The 15,350-nt window shown below is 49.4% G+C and carries 10 protein-coding genes; 6 read left to right on the forward strand and 4 right to left on the reverse strand.

Annotation, left to right across the window (positions count from 1 at the left end; genetic code table 11):
• Positions 1-21: 21 nt before the first annotated feature.
• Complete coding sequence (locus CIL02_RS14465; RefSeq protein WP_094402785.1) at positions 22-1,176, forward strand: hypothetical protein; 1,155 nt, start codon at positions 22-24, stop codon at positions 1,174-1,176.
• Positions 1,177-1,483: 307 nt separating this feature from the next.
• On the opposite strand, the gene CIL02_RS14470 is transcribed toward CIL02_RS14465, so the two are convergent.
• Positions 1,484-2,224: a nitroreductase family protein gene (locus tag CIL02_RS14470; RefSeq protein ID WP_094402786.1), complete on the reverse strand. Its 741-nt coding sequence runs from the start codon at positions 2,222-2,224 to the stop codon at positions 1,484-1,486.
• Positions 2,225-2,515: 291 nt separating this feature from the next.
• Here CIL02_RS14470 and CIL02_RS14475 point away from each other — a divergent pair, with 291 nt between their 5' ends.
• The 5 genes from CIL02_RS14475 (at position 2,516) to dnaA (ending at position 9,499) form a co-directional block, all read left to right on the forward strand.
• Complete coding sequence (locus CIL02_RS14475; protein WP_094402788.1) at positions 2,516-5,077, forward strand: adenosylcobalamin-dependent ribonucleoside-diphosphate reductase; 2,562 nt, start codon at positions 2,516-2,518, stop codon at positions 5,075-5,077.
• An 81-nt stretch (positions 5,078-5,158) separates the two neighbouring features.
• A complete protein-coding gene (gene folB, locus CIL02_RS14480; protein ID WP_094402789.1) occupies positions 5,159-5,542 on the forward strand; it encodes a dihydroneopterin aldolase in 384 nt (127 codons plus the stop codon).
• A 51-nt stretch (positions 5,543-5,593) separates the two neighbouring features.
• Positions 5,594-6,805 (forward strand): N-acetylmuramoyl-L-alanine amidase, encoded by a 1,212-nt coding sequence (locus CIL02_RS14485; RefSeq protein ID WP_094402791.1) that lies wholly within the window; start codon positions 5,594-5,596, stop codon positions 6,803-6,805.
• Positions 6,802-7,704, forward strand: a complete 903-nt coding sequence (locus tag CIL02_RS14490) for an MlaD family protein (protein ID WP_094402792.1) — start codon at positions 6,802-6,804, stop codon at positions 7,702-7,704. The genes CIL02_RS14485 and CIL02_RS14490 overlap by 4 nt, the downstream gene beginning before the upstream one ends.
• 388 nt (positions 7,705-8,092) lie before the next feature.
• Positions 8,093-9,499: a chromosomal replication initiator protein DnaA gene (gene dnaA / locus CIL02_RS14495; RefSeq protein WP_094402794.1), complete on the forward strand. Its 1,407-nt coding sequence runs from the start codon at positions 8,093-8,095 to the stop codon at positions 9,497-9,499.
• Between the two features lie 85 nt (positions 9,500-9,584).
• On the opposite strand, the gene CIL02_RS14500 is transcribed toward dnaA, so the two are convergent.
• From CIL02_RS14500 to nagB, 3 genes are all read right to left on the reverse strand, one after another.
• Positions 9,585-11,630: a TonB-dependent siderophore receptor gene (locus tag CIL02_RS14500; protein ID WP_094402795.1), complete on the reverse strand. Its 2,046-nt coding sequence runs from the start codon at positions 11,628-11,630 to the stop codon at positions 9,585-9,587.
• A 576-nt stretch (positions 11,631-12,206) separates the two neighbouring features.
• Complete coding sequence (locus CIL02_RS14505; RefSeq protein WP_094402797.1) at positions 12,207-14,198, reverse strand: glucosamine-6-phosphate deaminase; 1,992 nt, start codon at positions 14,196-14,198, stop codon at positions 12,207-12,209.
• 38 nt (positions 14,199-14,236) lie between these two features.
• A complete protein-coding gene (gene nagB, locus CIL02_RS14510; protein ID WP_094402798.1) occupies positions 14,237-15,022 on the reverse strand; it encodes a glucosamine-6-phosphate deaminase in 786 nt (261 codons plus the stop codon).
• Positions 15,023-15,350: the final 328 nt, after the last annotated feature.

A 15,350-nucleotide genomic window follows, 5' to 3' on the forward strand; every position in this document is an offset into this window, starting at 1 on the left:
TATAAATGTTAACAAGCATAAATGAATAAAAAGATTAAAATCAGTGGGGCTATAGAGGGTTTTATGCAGACGAGGACAAGAAGGGATACCACATCACGTCTATACAGGTATGCCCTGTCTTTGTTTGAAAGACACCTGAATGCAAAATGTGATATTATCGGTGAGGTAATCGATGCTGACATTTCATCGTTTTGCCGTTATCTTGAAAACACCTATGCTCCAAACAGCGCATGTATTATATATGGTATAGTGAAATCGTTGTTTTTATTCTGCGAGCGACATGGTTTCATTGATATAAATCCATGTTCGTTGATAGACGAGAAAAGGTATTTTTGTAAGCACAAGCATCATCAGGCATTGACGAGAATGCAGTTTGATGCCTGTGAGAAGTCATTTTGGGAAAACTACAACAATCACATTGCAAAGCGAAGAGAAAGTGTTGCCCTATTGGTGTCATCCAGTTGTTACATAAAAGTCTTTTCCCAGTTGTGCTTTATAATGGGCTTTTATCTTCAGGGGCTTTCGTTTGCAGATCTTCTGATGTTGAAGATGGCATCCATAAAAGAAGGTGTGTTGGAGAAAAGACATTGTTTCATCATAGTGACATCTAGACGAAAAACCGGAAAAGAGGTAAAGATTGTTATTCCAAAGGAACACGTAAAGCGCCATCATCTCTTTAAAGTATTGTTCGAGGATGCCAAAAAGCATAAACGGCAGTATCTATTTCCAATTTGTAGCGAATTGGCTGACGACACCTATATATATAATAAGGTGAAAAAGCTAAATGGCACAGTAAACAGAAATCTAAAGATATGGTGGAGACAGCTCAACAATTCGGTTTTGAGAGAATGCCCGATTGATATAGCGAGTACAAGCTATTATTCATGTCGGCACACATTTGCGACATTGTATATTGACAGTCCGAATGCCAGCCTTGGCGAGTTGGCCTCGCTTATGGGCAGAAACACGGAATATATTGATACCTATATAAGAGAAATAACATCGGAAAACAAACTTCTGCATGCAAGCAGCAAGGTTTTTGGCGTGGCTGAGGAAGACGGCGCAAGCCAATTTCAGCAAATGCTTGACAACCAGAAGACAATTATTTCGATGTTGGAGCGTATATGTGGCGCTGTAGAAAAACTGTGTGGAGTTAGTGATGGCAACTACAAATAGGTAATTGTCGCGATGTAAGCGCGACAATTACCGACATGAACTTCAGAATTAGGATATCCATTTTTTGCACATCAAACTGGTCACCCTATTTATTAATTAAGGTATTCAGTTAATCGTTTTGAAAAACGTACTGGGTTAACCTGCTTCAAATATTAAGTTAACGCTGTGATATTCACGTTTTCTTATAACGAAAGCGATTGGATGCCAATGCTTTTTGTTGCATCGGACTATGCAAAGCATTGCATTTATAGAATATTACACACGGTGCAAGTCAAAGGTCTGTTATGTTCAACGATTTCCATTGCCTTCATTTCAGAAACCCTTGTTTCTTTAATGCCTCCATGAAGCCTTCCGACATGGCCTCGTTGTCTTTTCGTGTATATCTGATATCGGTGTATACCTGCGCAAGTGTCTCCTTGTTGTTTATTCTTACGAACTCGCGGTTCTCTGGCAGTGCTTCCTTGGCAGCGTAGTGGCGGTTGATGTCGTCGGCAGAGTAGGGATGGTAGTATTCTCCGTGGACGAAGGCATCGGTGGACAGACGGTCGGAGAGAGCGGGCTGCTCGTCTGGCCATCCAACGGTCAGTGTGGCTACGGGCATGACAAGCTTTGGCAGCTTCAGGGCCTCGATGATGAGCTGCGGCATGTAGACGGTTGTTCCAAGGAAGCAGACACCCAATCCCTCCTCTTCGGCGAGATTGCAGAATGTCTGAGTGAACAGCAGGGCATCGGTGCTGGCATTGATGAACGACAGGAGGTTGTCGTACCCCGGGTCTGCATGTCTTTGCAGGCACCAGTCTGTGGCACGCCTGAAATCCGCGCACACTGTTATCACTACGGGGGCGCCCGTTACCATGGGCTGGTTGAAGTGTGCTGGTGCCAGTCTTTCTTTCATCTCCTTAGAACGGGTAACTATTACGCTGTATAGTTGCATGTTACCCATAGTCTGTGTTCTCGCAGCTTGTTGGAACAGGGTGTCAAGGAGCTGGCTGCTTACTTCGCGGTCGGAATATTTCCTTATGCTTCTTCTTGTTGTTATATTCTTCATGTGTTTATTTTTGTTTTGGCGGTAATGGATGGTTCCCGCTTTTATATTTAATATGTAATATGACAGTGCAAAGATACACAGAAAAATGAAATATGACGCAAAATTTATCGTGAATTTGTTTCTGGTTAAAAAACAGGCTTTACTTTATGATACTTGTAGTATCTTTATGGCACTCATAAAGTTATCTGTTTTGGAAAACTTTTATGTGAAATATTGAAAGAAAGTTTTCCAAAAAATAATTTCTGTATTTCGGAAAATATGTCTATCTTTGCCGCATCATTATACTAAGCAATGGAATCTACAAAGACATTTTCTTACGAGGAAGCCTCCGAGGCTTCTTTGAAGTACTTCGATGGTGATGAGCTCGCAGCCCGTGTTTGGGTGAACAAGTATGCCATGAAGGACAGTTTCGGAAACATTTATGAGCGTTCGCCCGAGGATATGCATTGGCGTATTGCCAATGAGATAGCCCGGATTGAGAACAAGTATCCCAACCCGCTGTCAGCACAGGAAATCTTCGAGCTACTCGGTCATTTCAGATATATCATCCCTGCTGGCAGCCCAATGACGGGCATCGGCAACAGGCAGCAGGTGGCCAGTCTTAGCAACTGCTTCGTCATAGGTCTTGAGGGCGATGCCGACTCCTATGGCGCTATTATGCGTATCGACGAGGAGCAGGTTCAGCTGATGAAAAGGCGCGGTGGTGTTGGCCACGACCTCAGCCATATTCGTCCGAAGGGGTCTCCTGTGAACAATTCCGCACTCACGTCGACAGGTCTTGTTCCTTTTATGGAAAGATATAGTAACTCCACACGCGAGGTTGCCCAGGATGGCCGTCGTGGTGCCCTGATGCTTAGTGTTAGCGTGAAGCATCCCGACAGCGAGGCGTTCATTGACGCCAAGATGACTGAGGGCAAGGTTACTGGTGCCAATGTCTCGGTGAAGATTGACGATGAGTTCATGCAGGCCGCCGTCGACGGCAAGCCTTACGTCCAGCAGTTCCCTATCGGCTCTGACAATCCTGACGTAAGGAAGGAAATCTCTGCCCGGGACTTGTGGAAGAAGATTGTACACAACGCATGGAAGAGTGCTGAGCCTGGCGTACTGTTCTGGGACACCATACTCAGGGAGAGCATTCCTGACTGTTATGCCGACTTGGGCTTCCGTACGGTCAGCACCAATCCCTGTGGCGAGATTCCATTGTGTCCCTACGACTCGTGCCGTCTGCTGAGCATAAATCTCTACAGCTATGTAAATAATCCGTTTACTCCAGAGGCAACCTTCGACTTCGACAAGTTTGCCAAGCACGTGCAGCTTGCACAGCGTATCATGGACGACATCGTCGACCTGGAGATGGAGAAGATAGACCTCATCATGGAGAAGATACAGATAGACCCACAGTCCGACGAGGTTAAGGGTGCCGAGTATCATCTGTGGGAGAAGATAAAGAAGAAGAGCGGAATGGGCCGCCGTACCGGTGTCGGCATCACCGCCGAGGGTGACATGCTCGCTGCCATGGGCTTGCGTTATGGTACCGATGAGGCCACCGACTTCTCTGTTTCCGTACATCGCACCTTGGCGCTTAATGCCTATCGCTCGTCCGTGGTGATGGCAAAGGAGCGTGGTGCCTTCGAGATATTCGACGCCAAGAGGGAAGAGGCCAATCCGTTCATCAACCGTCTCAGAGAGGCCGACGCACAACTGTACGAGGATATGGTGAAGTATGGCCGCCGCAACATCGCCTGCCTTACCATTGCTCCTACTGGAACTACCAGTCTCATGACGCAGACCACAAGTGGTATAGAGCCTGTCTTCATGCCTGTGTACAAGCGCCGCCGTAAGGTTAATCCCAATGACACCGATGTCCACGTAGACTTTGTCGATGAGGTGGGTGACTCATTCGAGGAGTATATCGTCTATCACAAGAAGTTCCTTGAGTGGATGAAGGTGAACAATATTGACACTACCAAAAAATATACCCAGGAGGAGATTGACGCCCTTGTGGAGAAGTCGCCTTACTATAAGGCTACAGCCAATGATGTAGACTGGCTCATGAAGGTGCGTATGCAGGGAGCCATACAGAAATGGGTGGACCATTCTATCAGCGTCACTGTGAACTTGCCCAACGATGTCGACGAGGAACTTGTCAACAAACTCTATGTTGAGGCATGGAAGTCCGGATGCAAGGGATGCACCATCTACAGGGATGGCAGCCGCTCAGGAGTGATGATCTCAGTATCGAAGAAAGACAAGAAGAAAGATAGCTCAGCACAGGACGAGCCACTGCCATGCAAGCATCCGGTTGTTACGGAGGTACGCCCTAAGGAGTTGGAGTGCGATGTCGTAAGGTTCCAGAACAATAAGGAGAAGTGGGTTGCCTTCGTAGGACTGCTCGATGGATATCCATACGAGATATTCACTGGTCTACAGGACGACGACGAGGGCATCATGCTTCCCAAGAGCGTTACCAAGGGTAAGATTATCAAGCATATCGGTGATGACGGCTCCCGCCGCTACGACTTCCAGTTCGAGAACAAGCGCGGCTACAAGACTACCGTTGAGGGACTGAGCGAGAAATTCAACCCAGAGTATTGGAACTATGCCAAGCTCATCTCTGGAGTGCTCCGCTACCGTATGCCTATCGACCATGTCATCAAGCTCGTAGGCTCGCTGCAGCTCAAGAGCGAGAGCATCAATACTTGGAAGAACGGTGTGGAACGTGCGCTTAAGAAATATATTGTGGATGGTACCGAGGCAAAGGGGCAGAAGTGTCCCAACTGCGGTCAGGAGACCCTCGTCTATCAGGAGGGATGCCTGATATGCAGCAATTGTGGTGCCAGCCGCTGTGGATAATCTCTTAAGTTGTCAACTGGTATACTTGTTAACTTGTATACTCGTCAATCATATACTTGTCAACTTGTCAACTTGAAAAAAATGTTTCTGAAGGAAAGCTTCATATATATCAACGACCTGCGGTTTCATGCCTTCCATGGCGTGATGCCGCAGGAGCGTTTTACGGGTAATGACTACTCCGTAGACCTTCGTGTAGGCTACGATGTCAGCGTGGCCATGCTGTCAGATGATGTTGACGATACGGTAAACTATGCCGGGCTGTGCGAGATTGTCCGACAGGAAATGTCTGTGCCGAGCCAGCTGGTGGAGCGTGTGGCCTACAGAATTGCCGACCGCATAAGCCGCCGATATTCAGATGTTACCCAGATTGATGTCAAGGTAACGAAACTCAATCCACCTTTTGGGGCCGATTGCCATGGAGCTGGAGTCGAGCTACACTTAATAAATGATAAAACTAATCGGTAGTTTTAGGTTTTCTTGTTTTATTTCCTTACTTTTGCAAACACATAATATAATATGTACAAGATAGTAGTCTTCTCAGTGATGCTTCTCCTCTCATGGATGCTCCCTGCAGTTGCACAGAACAAGTCGTTTACCCTTGTCATTGATGCCGGTCATGGCGGTCGTGACGATGGTGCTCCGGGAGCCATATCCAAAGAGAAGAACCTCACGCTGAAGTATGCCCTGGCTTTTGGCAAACTGGTCGAGCAGGAGTGTCCCGATGTGAAAGTCGTCTACACCCGCAAGAGCGATGTCTTCGTAGAGCTTAAGGAAAGGGCCGCCATAGCCAACAGGGTAAAGGCCGACCTTTTCATTTCGGTACACATCAACGCGCTGAGCGGTGGACGAATTGCACGAGGCTTCCAGACCTACACTTTAGGAAAGGGCAGCAGCGGTAGTGGCATCTCTACCAACCTTGAGGTTGCAAAGCGTGAGAACGCCGTGATACTGCTTGAGGACGACTACAAGGAAAGCTACCAGGGCTTCGACCCAGACTCTCCCGAGAGCAACATCATGTTTGAGTTCATGCAGGACAAGAACATGGAGCAGAGTGTTCACCTCGCCAAGGAAATGCAGAAGAACGTCTGTGCTGCTACGGGAAGGCAGAATGGCGGAGCCCATCAGGCGAACCTTGCCGTGCTAAGGCTCTCCACCATGCCTGGCTGTCTGGTAGAGCTGGGCTTCATCTCCACGCCTGACGAGGAGCGTTTCCTGAACTCGCCTGAGGCCGTCGGCCTTTACAGCCGTGGAATGATGAATGCCTTCAATGCCTATCGCGGGATGTACAACAAGATAGTAAATGTTCCCTATACACCACCTGTGCAGCAGGACGAGCAGCAGGCCAAGCAGCAGGATGAGCAGCAGGCCAAGCAGCAGGACGAAACAGCCGTGCAGACGCCTCAGCAGCAGAGTGGCGGTAAGAATAAAAGTGGGGCGAAAGCTGTGGCTGACAAAGTACCAATATTCAAGGTGCAGATCCTTGTGGCCTCGTCAAAGCTCAAGAATGGTGATGCCCACCTGAAGGGCTTAAAGGACTACGATTACTATCAGGAGGCTGGCTATTACAAGTATACTGTAGGAGCGTCGGCCAACTACAACGAGATATACCGCCTGCGTAAGCAGGTGCTCGACAAATTCCCCGAGGCATTCATCATAGCATTCAGGAATGGTGCGAAGATGAACGTCAACGAAGCAATACGTGAATTCAAAAACAACAGAACAAAATGAAGTATTTTACTAAGGAAGTGCGCATAGCCCTTGTGGCCATTGTCGGACTTGTGGTGCTGTATTTTGGTATGAATTTCCTTAAGGGTATGTCGTTGTTCGCCAACGACCACACTTACTATGTGAAGTTCAAGGATATCAGCGGGCTGTCGGCCTCCAATCCAATCTTTGCCGATGGCTACCAGGTGGGTGTAGTCAAGGATATCGTCTACGACTACGAGACCAATGGAGATGTTGTCGTGAAGTTCGATGTCAACAATACCATGCGCATACCCAAAGGTAGCTCAGCAGAGATTGTCAGCGACCTCATGGGTAATGTCAAGATGAACCTGCTACTTGCCAACAATCCCCGTGAGAGAGTGGAGCCGGGTGACACCATAATCGGTGCCATCAACGGTGGCGCCATGGGAAAGCTTGCTGCCATGTTGCCTACTTTCGAGAGAATGCTTCCCAAGCTCGACTCCATAGTGTCGAGTCTCAACGCCATACTCGCCGACCCTGCCATCAGGCAGTCGCTTGCCAATGTGCAGACCATAACATCCAACCTCACCGTTACCACCCGTGAGCTTAACACCATGATGTCGGGACTCAACAGGAATGTACCCACCATGATGTGCAAGGCCAACAATGTTCTTGACAACACCGAGCGCCTCACGGCAAACCTCGCAGCTGTCGACGTGGCAGGCACTATGGCCAAGGTAGACGAGACATTAGCAGAGGTAGGTGCGTTTACTGCCAAGCTGAACAGCAACGATGGCAGTCTGGGGCTGTTGATGAACGATCCGTCGCTGTATTACAACCTCACCTCTACCATGGGCAGCGCCGACTCCCTGCTTATCGACTTGCGCCAGCACCCGAAACGCTATGTTCATTTCTCGCTTTTCGGCAAGAAAGACAAGTGATAGGTTAGGACAAGGTGTACAATATGGTATAATTTAAAATGCGTCTAAATTTGACAGTGTAATGTTTCACAATCTTTCAAGGTTTGTGAAAGACTATTGACTCTTATGCTTTTAGGGTTTATAACTACTTGTTCCACTGAAAATTGGCACATACATGTAAAAGCTATTCAACCAGTTTGTTATCAGAAGATTAGACATAGCAAAAGTACAATTATGGAAAGCTATACTATTACAGATAGTAAAGTCCACATTACAAGCTGATTACGGACAATCAATGGATGATGTTGTAGCATAGGTGATTTGCCGCATAAAAAATAATTTATTAATTTTGCACTCAGAATAAATTGAAATAGTCTACAAACGCAATATATTAATACATATTATATAGATGAAAGCAAGTCCTGATGCTCGTTGGGACAACGCCCTTGCGCTCATACGTGAGAACGTTACACAACAGCAATACGATACATGGTTTAGCCCCATCGTCTTCGAGTCTTTCGACGAGGACAAGAAGGCGTTGCTGGTACAGGTACCCAGCCCCTTTGTGTATGAGTACCTCGAGGAGAACTATATCGACTTGCTTATAAAAGTTCTGCGTCGTACATTCTGTCCTGGCATAAGGCTTAACTACCGTGTCGTTACCGACAAGGAGCACAAGCTGTCTCAGGACATAGAGGCAGACCCCGTAGACATAGACAAGCCAAAAGCCCGCACTCGTGCCAACGAGTCGCCGACTATTCTCGATGCTGCCCAGCCACAGCAGCTTGACCCGCAGCTCAATCCCCACTTGTCTTTCACCAATTACATTGAGGGCGACAGCAATAAGTTGCCACGATCTGTGGGCATGTCCATAGCCGACCATCCCAACACTACACAGTTCAATCCCTTGTTCATATACGGTCCGTCAGGATGTGGCAAGACACACCTCATCAATGCAATCGGACTACGTACCAAGCAGCTATATCCCCAGAAGCGGGTGCTCTACATCAGTGCGCGACTCTTCCAGGTGCAGTATACCAACTCCGTCCTGCAGCGTACCATCAATGATTTCATACGTTTCTATCAGACCATCGACATGCTGATAGTTGACGACATACAGGAGTGGATGACATCGCCCGCTACGCAGAACACTTTCTTCCATATCTTTGACCATCTGTTCCGAAACGGCAAGCGCATCATCCTTGCCTCCGACCGTCCTCCTGTCGACCTGCAGGGCATGCCCGAGCGTCTGCTCACCCGTTTCTCCTGTGGTCTGATAGCCGAGTTAGAGAAACCCAACGAGAAGCTGTGCGTGGACATTCTTGAGAACAAGATACGTAAGGATGGCCTGAAGATACCCCGCGACGTGGTACAGTTTATCTCCCAGACAGCCAATGGCAGCGTGCGCGACCTTCAGGGTGTTATCAACTCCCTAATGGCATACTCTATCGTCTACAATAGCAACATCGACATGCGGCTTGCCGAAAGGGTAATCAAGCGTGCCGTGAAGGTAGACGACAAGCCATTGACGGTAGACGAGATAGTAGAGACCGTATGCAACCACTTCAATGTCTCGCCATCGGCCGTCGGCGGCAAGAGCCGCAAGCGCGACCTTGTCGTAGCCCGTCAGGTGTCCATGTATCTTGCACAGAAGTACACCAAGATGCCTGCAAGTCGCATTGGCAAGTTGGTAGGCAACCGTGACCATTCTACTGTCATACACAGCTGCTCGCAAGTGGAGACACGCCTTAAGATAGACAAGGATTTCTTGGACGAGATACAGAGCATCGAGAACTCCTTCAAGCTGAAAGGGTGATGGCTCTCCCCATATTCCCACGCCTTATTACTTATGTATAATAAATAAAAGCCCCTCCCGTTTTGTGGGAGGGGTATTGTTTTTGCTATAAGTTAAACTTTATCGAGCCACCAGCCATTATCCATATTCCAGGCTGCTTCACACCACCTATGTCGTAGTATCTGTGGCTTGTGATGTTGTCGGCCATGACATACAGTCGGTAGTTGTCTGCCGTCCACATTACCTTGCAGTCGAGCTTGGCATAGGGATGGAAGCCGTTCATGCGTTGCTGCCACCTCAGGCTCCAGCTTGCGCTAAGCTTGCTCCATATCTTGTGATCGAGAGAGCAGATGAACTTGTGCCTCAGATACTCCAGCGCGTAGAGGGACTTGTATATCTGGTGATCCGTCTCGTGTTCCTGATAGATATAGGCATATCCGGCTTTCAGCCTTGTTAGCGGTCCGCCAGGCAACAGCTCGCTTAGGTGCAGTATGGCCTCGGCGGTAAATCCCATGTTGTCGATCTTTCCGATATTCAATGCGTGGTATTTCGTGGCTTCCTCCGTCTCGTACACCCAGTCAATCATGTTCTTTCCGTGACTGTAGAAGCCGCTTACCAACAGCTCTGCGCCATGTGTGCGGTATTTCGCCCCGATTTTGAACATCGATGTCTTCTCCGGCTTCAGCGACACGTCGCCCTGCTGTACGGAGTTACTCGTATACAAGTCAGTATATGTCGGAACCCTCAGTGCCTCGTTCCATGAGGCATACAATTTCCAGTTGCTGTTTGGCCTGTAGCTGATGTCTATGCCAGGGTACACGCCCATGTTGGCGTTGATATCAGAGTTGTAGTATGCCAGCAGACCGGCCGAGAGCGTAAATCCTCCCAGCAGGATGTTGTGCTCGGCAAAGAGGCTTGTGTTGGTCCTCTCCCCCTTGCGCGAGTACTGTCTGTCAGAGCCGTGGATGTTCTTGTATTCCTCCTCGGCGAGATAGTCGCCGTATGCGGTGCTGAGTATGCTTTCTTTCCTTATGTCCGCACCGAGAGCCGTTGTTCCTGCCGCCCATTTGAAGTGCATGCCAAGCGAGGCGCCATAGACATCCAACCTGTGGTAGTTCTCCCCTGCGCTGGCTCCCTCCATGCCTTTTATCAGCTGGTAGTGGTCGTAGTTGCGGTGTGCGTAGACCGTTGGAGTCAGCGTCAGCGTAGATAGCCATCCGTCAGCCTTGCATGCAGGCTTCAGCTCTGCTCCCACCGAGGCTATATATCTTCTTGTCTCTTCGTACTGATTGTTGTATTTCGCACTGTAGAATGTGCTGGCTCCGTAGTCTTTAGATATTGCTCCGGCCTGCCAGTTAAGCTTCAGTCCCAGAGTGGAGAATGTTCCCTGATAGAACATCTGTCTTTTCCTGAAGTCGCTGTTCTGCGTCCCTCCATCGCTCTGACCATATCCTCCGCTCACCTTGTTACGCCATGCGCCGCTGGCAATAGCCACCGATGCGTTCCCGTCCCACGTGCCGAAACTTCCTGCGTTTGCCGCAACCCTGATGTTGCTGCTGTCGTCGCACCTTGTCACGATGTTGATGGCACCGCTGAATGCCGAGGATCCAACGACCCTTGCCGAAGCACCTTCGAGCACCTCTATGCGCTCAATGTCATCAATACATACAGGAAAGTCGGCAGCGTTGTGGCCTGTCTGTGGGTTCGAGATGTTCACGCCATTCAATAGAATGGTAATCTGGTCGAACGTGCCGCCGTTGATGGAGATGTCCGTCTGTACACCAAAACTACCGCGCTGACGGACATCCACGCCGGTAGTTAGTTTCAGAATGTCGTTGATGGTGGTAGCCTCCGCACGGTCAATATCCTCGCGCGTTATCACCTCAACGATTTTCGCCGACTGCAAGGCAGTCAGCGGCGCCCTCGACCCGGTTACCACAACCTCATCGAGCTTCACCTCCTCGTGCGACAATGAGTCGTCGGCAAGATAGGTGCGGGTGCTGATGCCGTCGGCCTTCGCATAGGTCAGCGTGGCGACACTCAGCATCCCTATCAGCACCTCTCGTCCGAGACATGCGAAGAGTGCGTAGCCCTTCCTGCTGAAATGCTTGAACAGGATAGGAGAGCGCTTGTTGAAAATCTGTTTGTTCATAAAGCTGTTTTTGGTAAAACGGCTGCAAAGGTAAGAAGAATTGGATAAATGTGAAAATATTCACGCGGGAAATCATGTGTCAGTTGGAAAAAATAAAACTATGATACCCCACTTGCGCTTGATACAAATAGCACCCATTTGCGTGAGCAATGCTTTGTGTTGTCAGATGCAAAGCTTTGCGTTGGCGGTTGCAATGCTTTGCGTTGGCGGTTGCAAAGCTTTGCGTTGGCAGTTGCAAAGCTTTGCGTTGGCGGATGCAAAGCTTTGCGTGAGAGATGGACAAAACTGGCACCGAAATCGTCAGTCCTATTCTGAATAAGAGAAAAGGGAGGACAGACTCACCATACGGGTCACTGTAGCCCCAGGAAATGTCTGCTGAACCCTTTTCTGCTTGGAGCGTGTGGTCATCGTGCTTCGGACATGTCGGTTTCAACATGACAACAGTATAATAGTAAAACCTTATAATAGGAAATTCGATTACTATAGAGTACGTTAATTTCCTCTCCTACATTTTTTTTATATATAATAATTGTCACGTTGGCACGCTCTCTTGACATTGCCCCTTATCACAGCCAACTATCTGATTTTGTATTCCACGAAAGCCTCCATTGCCTCATAACATGCGAGGCCGAGGTCGTCGTAGAGTTTTGCTGTGGCTCGGTTCCTGTCTTCGGCCCGTTGCCAGAACAATCGCTCGTCGTTGCCGAGGAATGGAGCGCTCTCCATCTGGCTCTGGTGTTTGAGTATAGCGTTTCGTTTCTGTCGTAGCTCCTCCGGGCTCATAGGCACACACATCTCTATGTTCTCGATGTCCCATTCGGCCCATGCGCCTCGGTACATCCATACCCTGCACTCGCTGAGCCATGGTGTCTGTGCCTGCCTCTCAAGGTCGATAGCGGCCAGTACGGCATCGGTACACTTGCGGTGGGTGCCATGAGGGTCGGCGAGGTCGCCCGCAATATATATCTGGTGGGGCTTGATGTCGCATATCAGCTGCCGTACAATCTCAACGTCTTTCTCGCTCATGGGCAACTTCTCGATCTTTCCCGACTCGTAGAACGGCAGGTCGAGGAAATGGACTTTGGATAGTGGTATGTTGTTGAACGTGCATGCCGTGCGTGCCTCGCCCCGTCGTATGAGTCCCTTGATGGCTCGTACGTCCGCGGTATCAATGTCGCCCGCTTTCTTGTTGCGCAGAAACTCCTTGATTTCCCGGTATTTCTCGTTGATTACGATGTCGGCGCTGTGGCCGAATATCTGATTGAAACCATTGATAAAGTGCATGAAGCGTGTTACCTCCTCGTCGTTGACGGCAATGTTTCCGCTTGTCTCGTAGGCTATGCTCACGTCGTGCCCCTGTGTGACGAGCCTCTGGATGGTTCCTCCCATGGAGATGACGTCGTCGTCGGGATGTGGAGAGAAGATGAGCACCCTCTTGGGATATGGTGCCGACCTCTCTGGGCGATAGGTGTCGTCAGCACCGGGCTTGCCACCAGGCCATCCAGTGATGGTGTGCTGCAGGTCGTTGAAAATCTTGATGTTGGCATTGTACGCCGAGCCGTAGAGTGCAAGCAGCTCCGAGAGCCCGTTCTCGTTGTAGTCCTTGTTGGTGAGCTTCAGGATAGGCTTCCCTGTGAGCTGGCACAGCCATACGAGTGCTGAGCGCACCAGCTTGTCTGTCCACTGGCATGAGCTGACGAGCCATGGATGGACGATGCGTGTGAGCCTGCTTGCCGCAGGCAGGTCGATGACCACCTCCACATTCTGGTGTGACTGTAGGAACGATGCCGGCAACGCGTCGGTCATCTGTCCCTCTATGGCCCTGCATATGATGTCTGCCTTGCTCTCGCCCCATGCGGTGAGGAATATCTTGCGTGCCTGCAGGATGGTCTGTATGCCCATTGTGATGGAGCATGGCGGCACGGGAGTCTCAGAGCCGAAGCTCATGGTCATCTCCTCACGCGATGTGTGGTCGAGGAGGATGATGCGTGAGGTGCTCGATAGCGCGCTTCCCGGCTCGTTAGTGGCAATGTTTCCGAGGCGGCCAATGCCCAGTAGCATGATGTCGATGCCTCCCATGCCCTTTATGCGCTGCTCGTACTGGCGGCAGTATGCTTGCACCTTGTCTTGCGCTATGGTTCCGTCGGGGGTAAATACGTTGTTGGGATTGATGTTCACGCGCGAGAGAAGCCTCTCGCGTAGCTGGGTGATGCTGCTGTGTGCGGCGTCAGGAGTAAGTGGGTAGTACTCGTAAGCGTTGAAAACGATGACGTTTCTGAAGCTTAGCCCGCACTCGAGGTGCCGTCTGGCAAGTTCGTCGTAGATGGGGGTGAGCGATATTCCCGTGCCCAGTCCGAGGATGCAGTTCTGCCCCTTGTCGGCCTTTAGCCTGATGGTTTTCTCTATGGCGTCGGCGATGTGTGCCGCTCCCTCGTCTACGGAAGTGAACAGCTCGGTAGGCATTTTTTCTGCCCTTGTGATTTCCGACCTCTCAACAGCCGTGCGTGGCCGGTAGAATTGTTCGGGAATGGTGTTGAGAACGATTTGTGATGACAGGTTTAAGTTCATGGAAATATCTTTTAAGGTGGGTTCTGTTAGTTATTAAACTACTTGCCCTCTATATCCTTGAAGTACTTGTAGGTTCCCACTTTCAACTCGTCGCAGGCGGCCTCGTCGGCAACGATTATGGCGTGTGGATGATTTTGTACTGCGCTGACTGTCCACATCTGTGTTAGAGGCCCTTCCACGGCAGCCTGCAGGGCACGTGCCTTGTGGTGTCCGTTTACCAGAACCATCACCTCACGGGCATCCATAACTGTGGCCACGCCTACTGTCAGAGCCTGGCGTGGCACCTTTGTGAGGTCGTTGTCGAAGAAGCGGCTGTTGGCGATGATGGTGTCTGTAGTGAGAGATTTGATGCGCGTTCGCGATGCCAAGGAGCTGCCTGGCTCGTTGAACGCTATGTGCCCGTCGGGTCCGATGCCTCCGATGAAAAGGTCTATGCCTCCGGCCTTCCTGATGGCATCTTCGTAGGCAGCGCACTCTGCCTCCAGATTGTCGGCGTTGCCGTTGAGTATGTGTATATTCTCTTGTGGGCAGTCGATGTGGTCGAAGAGGTTGCGTTTCATGAATGAGTGGTAGCTTTCGGGGTGCTCTTCCGGAATGCCAACATACTCGTCCATGTTGAATGTTATTACATTGCGGAAACTTACCCTTCCATGCTTATACGCCTCGACAAGATTGGCATACATACCCTCGGGTGAGGAACCGGTAGGCAGTCCGAGAACGAAGGGGCGCTCTGGTGTAGGCCGTGCGTTGTTGATGCGCTCGATGACATGTTCTGCGGCCCATGCCGACAGTTGCCCGTAGTCTGGTTTTATTATAAGTCTCATGATGATTGTGGTGTTTAAAGATTATTGTGTAAAAGTTTGGTGTATAAGATTTCTGCTTAGGTTTATGTCGTATGGTGACATTCTTTATGTGTCGTCTGTGGTTTGCAAAGATACAAAAAAAATTGTCCCGATATCACATCGGAACAATTATTTTTTGAATGTTTCAGCAGTTTGCGTTATTATGTAGTTATGATCTTATGAAAATCGATAATATATTATGTCTGTAGCTTAATTTCGTGTGCAAAGGTAGGGAAAATATTGATGTATGTCAAATCTGTTGTCATTTTTATTGCGTTTTTCCACGCAAACGTTTACAGTGTGTGGGGAG

This window comes from Prevotella sp. P3-122 (assembly GCF_002251365.1).
GTDB lineage: Bacteria > Bacteroidota > Bacteroidia > Bacteroidales > Bacteroidaceae > Prevotella.

Coding starts and splice junctions, on each gene's coding strand:
- CIL02_RS14465 (WP_094402785.1), top strand. CDS start 22: ATGAATAAAAAGATTAAAATCAGTGGGGCTATAGAGGGTTTTATGCAG.
- CIL02_RS14470 (WP_094402786.1), bottom strand. CDS start 2,224: ATGAAGAATATAACAACAAGAAGAAGCATAAGGAAATATTCCGACCGC.
- CIL02_RS14475 (WP_094402788.1), top strand. CDS start 2,516: ATGGAATCTACAAAGACATTTTCTTACGAGGAAGCCTCCGAGGCTTCT.
- folB (WP_094402789.1), top strand. CDS start 5,159: ATGTTTCTGAAGGAAAGCTTCATATATATCAACGACCTGCGGTTTCAT.
- CIL02_RS14485 (WP_094402791.1), top strand. CDS start 5,594: ATGTACAAGATAGTAGTCTTCTCAGTGATGCTTCTCCTCTCATGGATG.
- CIL02_RS14490 (WP_094402792.1), top strand. CDS start 6,802: ATGAAGTATTTTACTAAGGAAGTGCGCATAGCCCTTGTGGCCATTGTC.
- dnaA (WP_094402794.1), top strand. CDS start 8,093: ATGAAAGCAAGTCCTGATGCTCGTTGGGACAACGCCCTTGCGCTCATA.
- CIL02_RS14500 (WP_094402795.1), bottom strand. CDS start 11,630: ATGAACAAACAGATTTTCAACAAGCGCTCTCCTATCCTGTTCAAGCAT.
- CIL02_RS14505 (WP_094402797.1), bottom strand. CDS start 14,198: ATGAACTTAAACCTGTCATCACAAATCGTTCTCAACACCATTCCCGAA.
- nagB (WP_094402798.1), bottom strand. CDS start 15,022: ATGAGACTTATAATAAAACCAGACTACGGGCAACTGTCGGCATGGGCC.